The following is a 13,208-nucleotide window of genomic DNA, read 5'->3' as shown; positions in this document are numbered from 1 at the left end:
GTGCGGCTGCGCCGCCCCGGTTGGCGAGCAACCGGGGCCACCCAAGGCAAAGGGGCAACGCATTATCGGATGGGTGAACGCGGGACTGCCCGGTCGGGCCACCCGAGGAACAGGCACATTCAGCACGACCCGGACGGCCGTCCTCGCAGCCGGTTCGGGAGGCTTGACCCCGACTCGGTCGCGTGCCGAAGCATCTGGGGAGAGGCGTTTTGAAATCGTGCGGTTCGGATCACCGCTCGGGAGTCACTAGGTGAAGGAGGAGCCGATGCGTGCCGCCCGCTTCCGGTCTGCGGCAATTGCTGCCGCCGTGGTGCTTGGCCTGTCGACCGGCCGAGCCTCGATGGCGCAGCAGCTCGACGTGGCCAGCATCTTGAAGGAGAACCGGCCGGTTCAGCGCGGGGTCGAATACGACACGCCCACCGACCCGGCCGACATTGCCTCAAGCACCGCCGAGGTGCTGCCGGCCTCCCGAGTGGGAGGCGGGGTTAAGGGGGTCACGGTCGTCATTCGAGACGCCCAGGGCCGCACCCTTCGCCGGTTCATCGACGTGAGCGGCGACCGCAACATCGACCAGTGGTGCTACTACCGAGACGGCTTCGAGGTCTACCGAGACATCGACTACAACGACGATCGCAAGATCGACGAGTCGCGCTGGCTCAACACCGCCGGCACCCGGATTGCCGCCGTCGAGGGGGGCAAGATCGTCTCGTGGCGCCGCCTGTCGGCCCAGGAAGCCAGCAAGGTGCTGGTCGATGCGCTCGTGGCCGGCGACCAGGCACTGTTGAACACCGTGATGGCCTCGGCCGACGAGCTGGCCAATCTCGGCTTGCCCAGGGGGCTCGTTGAGCAAATTCGCAAGGAAACCGGCGAACGTCCGGCCGCGGTCGAGGCGTTGTCGAAGGCCCTTGGGGGCTGGGGCTGGACCAAGACGACCTCCTGGCTTCGGTTCGATGCCGACATGCCCCACCTGATTCCGGCCGACGCCTCGGCGGCGCTGAAGGATGACGTGCTGCTGTTCGAGAACTCGGTGATCTTCGCCGGATCGGCCGACGGCATGACCGACCTGGGCAAGGTGGCCTACTTGCAGGTTCCCGAGCTGGTGAAGGTCGGCGAGGTCTGGAAGTTCGTCGGCCTGCCCCGAGCCTTCAACCCCGATCCGTCTCAGGCCGAGATGATCACGGCCTACGAAGGGATTCGGGCCTGGCTCTATCGAGAAGGAGGAGCCGGGGGCGCGGTGGCCTCGCAGGTGAGCCCCGAGCTGGAGAAGGCCCTGCGGGCACTGGCCGATTACGACGCAGGAGCCGTCGAGGTCTTCGCCAAGGGGAACGCAAAGGAGATCGCCACCTACCATTACGAGCGGGTCCGGAAGCTGCGCGACGTGATTGCCGCGGCCTCCGACGCCGACCGGCTCGAATACGAGAAGGAAGCGATCAACAGCCTCGCCGCCGCCTATCAGACCGGCGACCCGCAGATCGGCCCGGCCACGAAGCGGGTGCTGGACGACTTCGTGAAGGGGGGCGGGGCGCTCGGCTCTTATGCCGCCTTCCGCCTGATTCCGGCCGAGTACAGCCTGCAAGCCTCGAAAGACCCGGAGAAGCTCGTCGAAGCCCAGAAAGCCTGGATCGAAGGGCTGGAAGGGTTCCTCAAGGACTATCCGAAGGCCGACGAGGTGCCCGAGGCCCTGTTCCAACTGGCCAGCATCAAGGAGTTTAACGGGGCTGAGGACGAAGCCCGAACGGTCTACGAACGGCTGGCCAAGGAGTTCCCGGACACGCCGTCGGGCCGCAAGGGGGCCGGGGCCCTGAATCGGCTCGATCTGGTCGGCAAACCGATCAGCCTGGCCGGGCCGGGCCTCGATGGCCAGACGATCGACGTGGCGAGCCTGAACGGGAAGCACGTGTTGATCGTCTTCGGCGCCGGTTCGTCTCCCCCGACCCAGCGCGAGCTTCCGGAACTGGCCCGCCTGGCCGAGCGGCGGAAAGACGCGCTGGCGATCGTCGCCGTGAGCCTTGACGGCGACCCCGAATCGGCCCGGTCGTTCGCCGAGCAAGGCCCCTGGCAGACGATCGTCGAGGAAGGGGGCATGGAGAGCCGCCTGGCCGACGAGTTCGGCATCATCTCCCTGCCAACGATGATCCTGGTAGACCCCTCCGGCACCGTCGTCGACCGCGAGGTCCGCTCCGCCACCGAGGCCGAGGGCCAGCTCGACGAGGCCCTGGCGAAGAAGGAATAAGGGCGAGAGGGTCCAGTGTCCTCCACTCGATCAAGGGAGGACACCGGATCATTTTTTTGCAAAAATTGCCGCCTTATTTTGTTGACCTGGCGGATCGTTTTCGAGAAAATAAGCTTAATCGAACATTCGCCAAGGCGGCGAGTGCCTGAGTCTGTCCGGTCGTGATGGCCCCGGTGACAGAGGATTTGGTCCTCGGTCATCGGGGTTTTTGTGTTCGGACGAGTCGGGACGTGGACGCGGACCAAGGCGGTCCTTCTCGGTGTGTTGCGTTGCGTGTAGGAGAACGGAGCCTCGCTGTCTCCGAGCATGGGAGGCGTCGGGGAATCTTGACCGAAGTGGACGATGGGATGCGGCCCGAGGGCCGTCGTGTTCGAAGGTGAACTCCCATGTCGTATACCAGTATTGCTCCCCACAGATCGGGTCGGACCACGACGGGACGGGCGAGGCAGCCCGAACGCGGAACCGCTCGGACGAGCGTGCGGCCACCTCGGACGGCTCGGCCGGTTCGGGTCGTTCGCCTGCGGGACGACTCGGGCGTTTCCGACCGGCCGCTCGACACGTACTCGGAACAGATCCACCCGTACTCGCTTCTGAGCGCGGCCGAGGAACGCTCGCTGGGCGAGGCGAGCCTGCGGGGGGATCAACAGGCCCGGGAACGCCTTGCGCTGGCCAATTTGCGCCTGGTCGTGGCGATTGCCAGAGATTTCCTCGGGCGAGGTCTGCCGATGGAGGACCTGGTGGGGGAAGGAAACCTGGGGTTGTTGCGGGCCGTGCAGGATTATGACCCCGGCTTCGGGGTTCGGTTCAGCACCTATGCGAGTTACTGGATCAAGGAGTCGATCCAACGCGCCTTGAAGACCACGACGGCCCCGATCCGGCTGCCGGTCTATCTGGTGAACCTGCTGACGAAATGGCATCGGGTCGAGCGCGAGTTGTCGCAACAAACCGGCAGCCCGCCAAGCCACGACGAGATCGCCGCGAGACTCGGGCTCAGTCTTGCCCAGAAACAGAACGTCGAGCAGGCCCTGCGGGCGCATCGGTGCCATGTCGGTTCTCCCTCGGAGGAGAACACCTCCTTTGCCGAGGCCGTCGCCGAGGTGGAACAGCCTGAGGCCCGGCTCGACCTTCTGGAGTGCCAGCAAACCCTCCGGCACGGTCTGAGCCTGCTCGATCCGATGGAACGGGACGTGTTGACCCTGCACCTCGGCCTCGACGAGGGGCCGCCGAAACCCTTGAACGAGATTAGCGAGACCCTTGGCCTGACCCGAGATCGGGTCCGAAAACTTGAGGCGACCGCCCTCCGCAAACTGAAACGAGCCTGGCAGAACTCGATGGAGTGCCAACCGGCCCTTGGCGGGAGCGCCCGAGGGTGAACTCCCCGGCCGATGACGGAGAGGAAGAACGGGTGCCCCGGCTCGGGGGGTCTGCTTGTCTCGCCCCCCTGCGCCGGGGTATCGTGGTCGCAATCGAACCTCGTTTCTGGGCCTGTTGACCGAGAGTCTGCCAATGTCGTCCATCGAGCCTCTGGCTTGCCTCAACGGCGAACAGATGCCGGCCTCCGAGGCCAAGATCCCGGTCTGGGACCGCGGCTTCCTGTTCGGCGACGCCATTTATGAAGTGATGCGGCTCTACAGCGGCCGGATGTGGCTGGAGGCCGAGCACCTGGCCCGCCTGACGCGCAGCCTGAACGAAATGCGGATTGAAGGGGTCGATTTCAAGGCGCTGACCGACCGCATCCACCGGACCATCGCCGCGAGCGGGATCGAGGAAGGGACGGTTTACATTCAGATCAGCCGGGGCGTTGCTCCGCGTCGTCATCGCTTCCCCGAGCCGGAGACTCCGCCGACGGAGCTGATCATCGTCGGTCCGTACGACGACACAAGCACCGCCGAGCGTCGCCAGACCGGCGTGCCCGTGGTCAGCCATCCCGACCTGCGGTGGAAGCGGTGCGACGTGAAGTCGGTCAACCTGCTCGGCAACGTCCTGGCCAACGAAGCGGCGCACCAAGGGGGGTGCATCGAGGCGGTCTTGGTCGATCGGGACGGAATCGTGACCGAGGCGACGCATTCGTCGTTACTCTGGGTGCGCGACGGCCGGCTCGAAGGAACGCCGGAAGGGCCGGGGATTTTGCCGGGGACGAGCCGGGGGTTCATCCTCAAGCTGGCCGAGTCGCTCGGCATCCCGTTCGCTGAGGCGACGATCAGCCTCGACGACCTGAACCGGGCCGACGAGGTGATGCTCAGCGGCACGACCCTGGAGATCGTTCCCGTAACCCGGATCGACGAGACGCCGATCGGCGACGGCCAGCCGGGGCCGATCGCCCGTCGCCTCGTCTCCGGCTTTACCGAGGCGGTCCGACGCTTCCGGGACGGGCTCGAACCGATCCCGACCGGATCGCCGGTCGGTGCCTCCAGCGCGGGAGCCTGACCCGTTGGCCTCGACAGCACAGACGCCTGAGCCACCGCCGAATCCGATCGAGACGGAGGTCACCTCGGCCTCGGGCACGAGCCTTGAGGAGCCGCTCCACCCGCTCGACGCCCACGCCGTCCGGGATCCGGTGCCGAAAACGGCCGGGATCTGGGCCATCGTGCTGACCGAGGACGAGACAAAGGCCGAGGCGGTCGCGGAGCGCTTGCGCCAGTTGCTCGGTGGCAGGGGACGCCCCTTGCGGATCGTCATCGAGCCGTACAAGTACGAATCACGGGCCGATCGCCTGAAGCGAGCCCTGGAGGGGGCGGATCTGCCCCTCGTGCTGGTGACCACGGCGATGGAGCCGTGGACCGAGGCCCATCTGAACCCGTTGCTCAAAGCGATCGACCACGCCGATCATGTGATCGGTCGGCGGCGGCGGTCGTTCGTGGGGCGGGTGGCGCGTTGGCTCGCCTGCCGACCGTGGGCGTTCTTGTTTGCGGTTCCGTTGCGAGACGTGCATTCCCCCTGTCGCCTGTACCGCCGAGAGGCGCTGGAGAAACTGCCGCCGCAGTCGTCGTCGCGGTTTCTCGATGTCGAGCTGCTGGCCAAGGCGTCGTTCTTTGTGCAGCTGGTGGATGAGGAAGACGTTCCCCCCCTGCCCGACTCGCCCGGCCCTCGCGGGTTCTGGGGAGATTTTCTGGAGGTCTTTCTCCACCCGGTCATCCGGCACGAACCGGAACCCGTACCGGAATCGGAATCGGAATCAGAGCCAGAACAGGAGCCCGCGCTCGATTCAGCTCCAGCGGAAGATGCGCAGGGCGATGGCGAAGGTAACGACCGCCCAGGCGGCGAGGATGAGCAGGTTCGAGCCGACGTCCATCAAGGCCGCCCCTTCGAGGATCACGCGCCGTAGGCCATCGACCAGTTGCGTGAGCGGCAGGGCCTTGATGAACGGGAGCATGGCCTCGGGGAAGCGCTCGTAGGAGAAGAAGACCCCCGAGAAGAGCCACATCGGGATCATCACCAGGTTCATCAGGCCGCTGACGGTTTCGGTCGTCTGCGCCCGGCTGGCGACCAATAAGCCGATGCCGGCGAAGGCGAGCGCGCCGACCACGTCCATCAGAATGACCAGGCCGAGGTTCCCCCGGATCGGCATGCCGAAGCCGACGACGCCGAGCGTCAGGAGGATGGCAAGATCCGGGATGAGGAAGGTGATCCGGGCGCCGAGGATCGCCAGGAGGAAATTGCGGCGGGGCATCGGCGTGGCCTGGAACCGCTTGAGAAGCTTGCCGATGCGGAAGTTGACGAGCAGGAAGCCGATTCCCCAGAGGCCGCCCCCCATTGCGTTGACGCCGATCAAACCGGGGATCAGGAAATCGATATAACGTGATCCGGGTTCGTCGATGATGGCGTTGGTGGTATCGGCCACATCTTCCCGGCCGAGCGCCCGCTGGTAGGCGTCATCGAACGCGGCTCGGGCGGCCAGGGCCTCGGGACGGGTCGGATCGTAGCGGTAGCGGACCTCGTTGGGGCCGGTCGGCTCGACGACCAGGGGGGTCTGCCCGCGCTGGAGCCGAATCGCCGCCTCCTCCGGCCCGACCAGATTCAGGGCCACGCCGACTCGGCCGTCTTCCGGATCGACCGCCGAGGCGACGAGACCGAAGATCGTCCGGGACTCGCCGGTCTCGACCAGATCGACCACCACCACCTCGGGCGCCCCGGAGTTGAACGCCAGGCCCAGCACCACGGCCAGGACGATCGGGAAGCCGTAGACCCAGAAGATCCGCGCCGGCTGGCGGTAAAACTCGCGGAGCCGGGCCAGGTACAGTTGCCAGAGGGAGGAGGAGCGGGGCATGGCAGAGGTATTTGTCCAGGGTGTTTGTGCGGTCTGAGAGGCAGGACTGAGAAGAGGTCGGGGCGATCCTTACTTGAACCCTTCCACTGGCTTCAAGTCCACGAATGATTGATTCGGCAAGAGCCAATGGACCCGGGAATGACCGTCGTTCCCCGGCTCGATTCTGGCCACGCCATGCCGCATCCCGATGAGGATCGTCCCGGCTGGGGTGACGACCATGGAATTGGGATCAAGCCCTTGCCAGAAAACCTCTTCGATCAAGGTTGTGATGGTCTTGGCGGCGGGATCGACCCGGATCAGCCGCTCGCGTGTCGCGACGACGAAACCGCCGTCGGCGTCCTCTGCGAAGACTGCGGGGGTTTGCCCCAGGTCAAGGAATCGTTCGGCCTGCCAACGGCCGCCGGGGGCTTGCACCATCCGGAGAAGCTGACCCGAGTCATCGGCTCCGTGGGCCAGGCCCTCGATGGCCCAGATGCCGGTTTCGGTCCGGAGGAAGCCGTTGATCCAGGCTTCCCCGAGCTTCACGCGCTGGCTCCCGTCGGGCGAGAACCACCAGAGCCCCGCGCCGAATTCCCCGCCGTTGAAACCGACCAGCCAGCCGTCGATCACCCGGATCGCATACCTCCGACCCGCGAGCCCATCACGAGAGGAGCCCGGTTCGATGACGAAGGGGAGCGGCTCCATCTCCTCGCTCCTCACGTCGCGCCGATCGACCCGAGGCACACCGTCGCGCAGTGAGACGACCCATTCATACTCGAAGTTCTCTTGAGCCGCCCACCATCGCTCGGATTCGAGTTGGGGAGGCTCGGTGGCGATCCACCGGCGCAGGTCCTCGGGAAAGTCGTCGCCAGGTTGGCACTCGGCTGGAAAGGACAGGCCCAGGATCAGTGCGGCAATCGTGCCAGTCCAGCTTCCACCCTCGAATGATGCGTTGTGGGTGGCCCCGGTGGCTCGCCAACCGGGGCGGCGCAGCCGCACGAGGGGACGGGGGGCCGCACCGAAACCGCTCGTCGCTCCGCGACCCCGGTTGACGAGCAACCGGGGCCACCCGGGAGAAACCCACCCTATTTCATTGGAAGCGGTACCAGGCATGTTCAGAGGATCGCACATCACCCCGCCCTCGACCGTCGTCGGCGGCCGCGACCGGGTGAGGGGGCCTCGCCGTTCGTGGGGTCGATGCCGTCTTCGCGGAGGTGGCGGCCGGTGAGGGCGACGAAGACGTCTTCGAGGCTGACGCGGCGGGTGGTGAGGCGGAGCAAGGGGCGGCCCTGGTCTTCGAGGCGGTCGAGCAGGGCCGGGATGGCGGCGTGGGGCTCGTGGACGGCGAGGGCGAAGGCGTCACCTTCGGTGCGGGAGGAGGCGACACTGGGCAGGTCGGCGAAGGCTTCGGGAAGCAAGGCGGGGCCGTCGCCGCCGAGGCTGAACTCGATGATGTGCTCGCCGCCGAGCCGCGAAATCAACTCGTCGGGCGTGCCGAGGGCGATGACCTTGCCGTGGTCGACGATGGCGATTCGGTCGCAGAGGCGTTCGGCCTCGTCCATGTAGTGGGTGGTCAGGACGATGGTTCGGCCGCGGTGGCGGAGGTTGCGGATCACGTCCCAAAGCTGGCGGCGGGCCTGGGGGTCGAGGCCGGTCGTCGGCTCGTCGAAGAAGAGGAGTTCGGGATCGCCGACCAGGGCCAGGGCCACGGCCAGCCGGCGCTGCTGGCCGCCGGAGAGGGTCTCGACGTAGGCGTCGGCCTTGGCCTCCAGCGAGACGAGAGGCATGAGGGAATCGGGGTCGGGACCGGAGCGGTAGAAGCTCTGAAACAGTTGGAGCAGCTCGCGGACGGTGATTTTCTCGGGGAAACGGGTTTCCTGGAGGGTGACGCCGATGCGCTCGCGGATGGCGTCGGCTTCGGTCTCCCAGCGGCGGCCGAGGACCTCGACCTCGCCACTTGTGGCGTCGTTCAGGCCTTCGAGGATCTCGACCGTCGTCGTCTTGCCCGCGCCGTTGGGTCCGAGGAGGCCGAAGCACTCTCCGGAGACGACCTCAAGGTCGAGCCCATCCACCGCCACAACCGGGCCGGTGCGGGCGGGGTAGACCTTGCGGAGGTTCTGAACGCGGATGGCCAGGTCGCCGGGGGAAGGATTGGACATGGGGGAAGGACTCAGGGCGGCTACGGGCAAGGCGGAGGCGTTGGCCGAACAAGACGCTATTCTAGTCAGTCGGGGGGCAGGAGGACAGGAGGGGGGAAGATCGCGCGCAGAGACGCGGAGGCGCAGAGAGGAGGAGACGGGAGGAGCAAGGAACGAGGTGAGGGACCGATCAAGGGATCGGGAGGGTCCGCTCCTCTGCATCCTTGCGTCTCTGCGCGCGGTCCGGTTTCGCGGATCGTCGATCGGCCAGTCGCAAGGGCGAATCGTGGGCAGGGGTCTCCCGGAGCCGGTAGATGGCGTAACGACCGTCGATGCGGAGCAGTTCGAGCGGGGAGTCGTCGTCCGATTCGGCTTGATCGCCGGGAGCGGCGGCCAGGACGTAATCGGCCCCCTGGCGTCGGGCGAGGGCGGCGCGATCGGCGTCGGGCATCTCCTGGTAGCGGCGTTCGAGGGCGTGGCGATCGGTCAGGTAGGCGCGGGCGAAGGAGGCGACATCCCCCTCGAAGCCGACGTGATCGGCGAATCGGGCGGCCCAGTCGGCCAGGCCGTGGCCGTCGTACGGGCTGGCGGCGCGGTTGAAGGCGACCTCGCGGCGCGACCAGAGGCGGAAGGTCTTCGGACCGGGCGGGCCGATGAATCGGGCATCGGGCGGAGTGTGCGATCGAGCCCAGAGGGCCAGGCGTTCCACGTCGTCGGTGGGGGACTCGGCAAACCGGCAACGACTGATGAGGGCCTCGCGGGTGGTTTGGAGCCAGGCAGGACCGTCGGCGGGCGCGATCGCGGCGAGGGCGGCCAGCACCGGCACGGCAAAGGAGATGCATGTTAAGCGGATCGCCCGGCCGGGGGTCCAGGCGGGCACGTGTCTGATTCGAAAACGCCAGGCTCCCACGAGCATCGCCCCACCCAGGCCAAGCAGCAACGGGACGTATCCCGCTTCGGGATCGTGCCGGAACAGATACGCGATCCCTCCGGCCAGTACCGCCAACCCACAGGACGCAGCGATGCGGGGGAGTCGCAGGCGATCGCCGAGGGTCCAGGTTAGCTCGGTGGCGACGGCGACCACCATTGCCCCGTCACTTCCGAGTCCCGAAACGAGCAACGCGGCTCGGAGAATCCCACCGAAATCCCCCCGAATGGCGAGCGATCGAATGCGATCGGCGATGACGACCAGGCAAAGCCCTCGCACGACGGTTGCCATGCGGAAGGGCTGGAAGATGGTCACGCGAGGATCGCCAAGCACCTCGATCGCCACCCAGGCCAGCGCCAACGCCGCGAGCAGGATACCGAGCAAGGCGACGCAGCGGGATCGAGCCACCGACCACGGCCGCCCGAGATCGCAGAGGGTCACGCCCGCCAGGCTCACGTAGGCGAACCAGGCGAGCCACTGCATCGGCCGCCAGAGGTGCGGCAGCATGTGCTGCGGACCCTGAACGGTGAAGCTGAGCACGCGGAACGTTTCCGGGTCGAGCCCCTCAAACAGGGCCGCCTTTTGAGGGGCCTGCATCAAGGCCGTCGGCAGCAGGGCCACGGCCAGGGCAACGAGGCCGAGGGCCGCCGATCGCCGATCCATCGCCAATCGCCCCGGCACGATCAGCCCCAGCAGCCAGCCGGCGGCGAGGAGCATGCCCAGTTGCATCCCGAGCGCCGGATGCACCAGACCGGCCAGACCGATCAGCCCGGCGATGGCCAGGACTCCCATCCCTCGCCCCCAAATCGAGCGAGGGGGGGCCCGAAGGTCGGGTGAGGGGGAAATCGAACACCGCTCGAAGCCGCGGACGAACAGGGCAAGAGCCACCCATCCCAGGCCGAAGGCGATGAGGCGGTCGAGGAGCATCGGCTCGAACAGGTGGTTGGTGCCGATGTTCCCCGCATCGGCCAGCAAGAGGAGCGCGACGGCCAGCACGCCGACCCATTCGCCCGATTTGGGCCAGATTGACCTGGCGAGCGATCGGACGCCGAGGCAGGTCACCCCGTAGGTCATCGCGTAAAGCAGGAACAAGGCGGCGGGTAAGCCGATCAGGCGGCTTGGGCCGTCGAGCAAGGTGAGATAACCCCGGTGGGGGTTGAAGGCGTCGAAGGCGCGGATGAAGGGGTCATCGGCAAAGACGGCGGGATCTTGCTGATGAAGGAGCAAGGGGAGCCGATACGCCTGGTCGCCGTCGAGCGAACGATATCCGCCCAGAGTGAGCGAGAGGCCGAACAGCAGGGCGTAGGCCATCCAGGTCGGGGCGGTTCGAGGCTGGTCGAGTTCGGGCGATCCGTCGCGCATGGCAAAAAGACTCCCCCGGGCATTCCTCCTGCGCGATGCCCGGCCAGGGGAGTGTGCCGACGATTGCCGAGGGGGTCAAGCTCAGCGAGGCATGAGGTTGCGCAAGGCGTCGAGCTTTTCCAGGTCGCGGCGGACCTCCTCCAGGGCGGATTGGAGATCCTTCGGCGGCTCCGAGGGCTTCGATTCGACCGCGAGGGGGGCCGGACGACGGGCCGGGGCGCGGGCCTGGGTTTCGGGCTGGGACGCCTCGATGGCGAAGATGCCGCGGGAGTCGTCCTCCGAGCCTGTCGATTCGGGGTCGGCGTCGGCGTCGGAGTCGGTGCCTCCGAGCCCCATCTGGCGGACGTGGGTGACGAGGGCCTGGACCGGCTCGGCTTCCCAGAGGCGGCGAGCCGGCTCGTAACGAGCTGACCAGGCAAGGACATACGACGTTTCGACCTGTTCGCCGACCCAGCCGCCCGACGCGACGTACTCGGGCATGTACGGCTGGATGGCCGAGAGGAGGAAGGCCACGACAATGGCCCCCTTGGCGGCCCCCAGCAGGGCGCCGGCCGACTGGTCGCCGCGGTGCGACGGGCCGGCCACTCCGGAGGCGATTCGATCGCGGGTGATCCGGCGTCGAGAGGCCATGAGGATGCCCGTGGCCACGCCGGTCAGGACGACGAACGCCACGACCAACGCCACCCACCAGAGGAGGCGATCGAGTAATTCGGGCGTCATCGAGGTCAGGCGAGCGGCGACGATCGGCCGGGCCAGGTCGCGCAGGGGGGCGGCGAGGTAGATTCCTCCGACCAGGCCCCCGATGCGGATGGCCTGCGCGAAAAACCCTCGGAACCAGCCTCGAAGGGCAGCGATCACCACCATCGCGCCGAGGATAACGTCCATTCCCATCGCAGTCTCATCCTTCCGCCCACCCAGGCAACGCGCATCCGATCCTGATACTGAGATGTTCGGTGTCGGGAGGCGGATCTTGAGGGGAAAACCGCTGACGGCCATTTCCAGACGATCGGCGGCCTGCGAGGCGTCCGATGAGCGTTGCAAGCGCGATGCCTCTTGAGACGCGATCATTCCGAACTTCGGCTCATCGCACAAGGGCGACTGGCCCCGGGCAGCAACCGCTCGGAGGTTTGCCGAGTGCTGCCATTCGCAGATCTTCGGCTTGCCAACGGCGCAGGATCGCAGAGAATGGGTGTGGGATGATCCGAGCCTGAGCCTGAGCCTGAGCCTGAGCCGTCGTCGATCGGACCGGTCATCCCCCGCACGGAGGCATGCCCCTCGCCCGGACACCCGCCACGGCCGACCCCGAACGACCGACCGACCGCCATCGCCGAGCGATCGGGCCAGGGGCCAGGAGCCCTCGTCATGGAAGCCAGGACCGCCGACGCCCCCTCTCCTTCGTCGTCGTCGTCGTCAACGACTGCGTCGAGTTCACCCCCTTCAGCACCCCGCCCCGCGCCGGCTCGCCCGCCCGAGGACTCGCCGGTCCAAAAACTCGGCGAGCAATTCTTCGACGTGGTGGCCGAGGTCGGCAATGTGGCCGTCTTCTCGGCGTTGACCCTGATGTGGCTGCTCCGCCGTCGGCCGAGGTGGGCGACCCTGGTGCCGAATTTCTACCTGATCGGCGTCAAGAGCATGCCGGTGGTGGCGATTACGGGGATGTTCATTGGGATGGTGCTGGCCGTGCAGGCGCACCGGCAGTTTGCGGCAATGGGGATGGAGACGCGGCTGGGGTCGGTCATCAATATCTCGCTGGTCAAGGAGTTGGGGCCGGTCCTGGCCGCGACGATGCTCGCCGGTCGGGTCGGGTCGGCCATGGCCGCCGAGCTGGGCACAATGCGCGTGACCGAGCAGATCGACGCGCTCGACGTGCTCGGCGCGAACCCGATCGCCTATCTGGCCGTTCCCCGGTTGCTCGCCTGCGTCTTGTTGATCCCGCTGCTGACCTTGATGGCCGACTTCATGGGGATCATCGGCGGGGCGGTCGTGGCCACGCAGATGCTCGGGGTCGATTCGTACCATTACTGGGCGCATTCAAGGTCGTATGTCGGCGGGATCGACATTTTCGCCGGGGTCTTCAAGAGCTACTTCTTCGGCGCGGCGATCGCCCTGATCAGTTGCCATCGCGGCTTCAACTGCTCGGCCGGGGCCGAGGGGGTGGGCAAGGCGGCGACCGAGGCGTTTGTGACGTCGTTCGTGGCCATCCTCTTTCTCGATTTCTGCCTGGGTCTGACCTGGAACAAGTTCTACATCGCGATCTGGCCCGAGGCCGACACCCTGGTCTGAGGCAACCCGAGGGGATTC

The 13,208-nt window shown here is 66.9% G+C and carries 10 protein-coding genes; 5 read left to right on the top strand and 5 right to left on the bottom strand.

Translation table 11 applies throughout. The features are described from left to right. Positions 1–265 precede the first annotated feature (265 nt). The 4 genes from GA615_RS01345 to GA615_RS01330 all read left to right on the top strand — a co-directional run bounded on the left by GA615_RS01345 (position 266) and on the right by GA615_RS01330 (position 5,558). Positions 266–2,233 carry a thioredoxin-like domain-containing protein gene (locus GA615_RS01345; protein WP_152049453.1) on the top strand — a complete coding sequence of 656 codons (1,968 nt, stop codon included), beginning with the start codon at positions 266–268 and terminating at the stop codon, positions 2,231–2,233. Positions 2,234–2,619: 386 nt separating this feature from the next. Beyond that, positions 2,620–3,606 carry a sigma-70 family RNA polymerase sigma factor gene (locus GA615_RS01340; protein ID WP_152049452.1) on the top strand — a complete coding sequence of 329 codons (987 nt, stop codon included), beginning with the start codon at positions 2,620–2,622 and terminating at the stop codon, positions 3,604–3,606. A gap of 133 nt (positions 3,607–3,739) precedes the next feature. Beyond that, the gene (locus GA615_RS01335; RefSeq protein WP_235904971.1) at positions 3,740–4,660 is read left to right on the top strand and encodes an aminotransferase class IV; all 921 of its coding nucleotides are present in this window, start codon (positions 3,740–3,742) and stop codon (positions 4,658–4,660) included. 4 nt (positions 4,661–4,664) lie between these two features. Then, positions 4,665–5,558, top strand: coding sequence for a hypothetical protein (locus tag GA615_RS01330; RefSeq protein WP_152049451.1), 894 nt, complete (start codon positions 4,665–4,667; stop codon positions 5,556–5,558). On the opposite strand, the gene GA615_RS01325 is transcribed toward GA615_RS01330, so the two are convergent. The 5 genes from GA615_RS01325 to GA615_RS01305 form a co-directional block, all read right to left on the bottom strand. Next, a complete protein-coding gene (locus tag GA615_RS01325) occupies positions 5,439–6,500 on the bottom strand; it encodes an ABC transporter permease (RefSeq protein WP_152049450.1) in 1,062 nt (353 codons plus the stop codon). The genes GA615_RS01330 and GA615_RS01325 overlap by 120 nt on opposite strands. A 69-nt stretch (positions 6,501–6,569) precedes the next feature. Then, complete coding sequence (locus tag GA615_RS01320; RefSeq protein ID WP_152049449.1) at positions 6,570–7,592, bottom strand: hypothetical protein; 1,023 nt, start codon at positions 7,590–7,592, stop codon at positions 6,570–6,572. Positions 7,593–7,609: 17 nt separating this feature from the next. Further along, positions 7,610–8,638, bottom strand: a complete 1,029-nt coding sequence (locus GA615_RS01315; RefSeq protein ID WP_152049448.1) for an ABC transporter ATP-binding protein — start codon at positions 8,636–8,638, stop codon at positions 7,610–7,612. 169 nt (positions 8,639–8,807) lie between these two features. Next, positions 8,808–10,907, bottom strand: coding sequence for a DUF6798 domain-containing protein (locus GA615_RS01310; RefSeq protein WP_152049447.1), 2,100 nt, complete (start codon positions 10,905–10,907; stop codon positions 8,808–8,810). A gap of 81 nt (positions 10,908–10,988) precedes the next feature. Beyond that, a complete protein-coding gene (locus GA615_RS01305; RefSeq protein ID WP_161602100.1) occupies positions 10,989–11,798 on the bottom strand; it encodes a CvpA family protein in 810 nt (269 codons plus the stop codon). 471 nt (positions 11,799–12,269) lie between these two features. Here GA615_RS01305 and GA615_RS01300 point away from each other — a divergent pair, with 471 nt between their 5' ends. Next, positions 12,270–13,190 carry an MlaE family ABC transporter permease gene (locus GA615_RS01300; RefSeq protein WP_152049445.1) on the top strand — a complete coding sequence of 307 codons (921 nt, stop codon included), beginning with the start codon at positions 12,270–12,272 and terminating at the stop codon, positions 13,188–13,190. Positions 13,191–13,208 lie beyond the last annotated feature (18 nt).

It is taken from the genome of Tautonia marina, from assembly GCF_009177065.1.
GTDB lineage: Bacteria > Planctomycetota > Planctomycetia > Isosphaerales > Isosphaeraceae > Tautonia > Tautonia marina.
Note: the sequence above shows the minus strand (reverse complement) of the source record. Positions and strands in the feature narration are given on the sequence as shown.

Coding starts and splice junctions, on each gene's coding strand:
- GA615_RS01320 (WP_152049449.1), bottom strand. CDS start 7,592: ATGCCTGGTACCGCTTCCAATGAAATAGGGTGGGTTTCTCCCGGGTGG.
- GA615_RS01315 (WP_152049448.1), bottom strand. CDS start 8,638: ATGTCCAATCCTTCCCCCGGCGACCTGGCCATCCGCGTTCAGAACCTC.
- GA615_RS01310 (WP_152049447.1), bottom strand. CDS start 10,907: ATGCGCGACGGATCGCCCGAACTCGACCAGCCTCGAACCGCCCCGACC.
- GA615_RS01340 (WP_152049452.1), top strand. CDS start 2,620: ATGTCGTATACCAGTATTGCTCCCCACAGATCGGGTCGGACCACGACG.
- GA615_RS01345 (WP_152049453.1), top strand. CDS start 266: ATGCGTGCCGCCCGCTTCCGGTCTGCGGCAATTGCTGCCGCCGTGGTG.
- GA615_RS01300 (WP_152049445.1), top strand. CDS start 12,270: ATGGAAGCCAGGACCGCCGACGCCCCCTCTCCTTCGTCGTCGTCGTCG.
- GA615_RS01335 (WP_235904971.1), top strand. CDS start 3,740: ATGTCGTCCATCGAGCCTCTGGCTTGCCTCAACGGCGAACAGATGCCG.
- GA615_RS01325 (WP_152049450.1), bottom strand. CDS start 6,500: ATGCCCCGCTCCTCCTCCCTCTGGCAACTGTACCTGGCCCGGCTCCGC.
- GA615_RS01305 (WP_161602100.1), bottom strand. CDS start 11,798: ATGGGAATGGACGTTATCCTCGGCGCGATGGTGGTGATCGCTGCCCTT.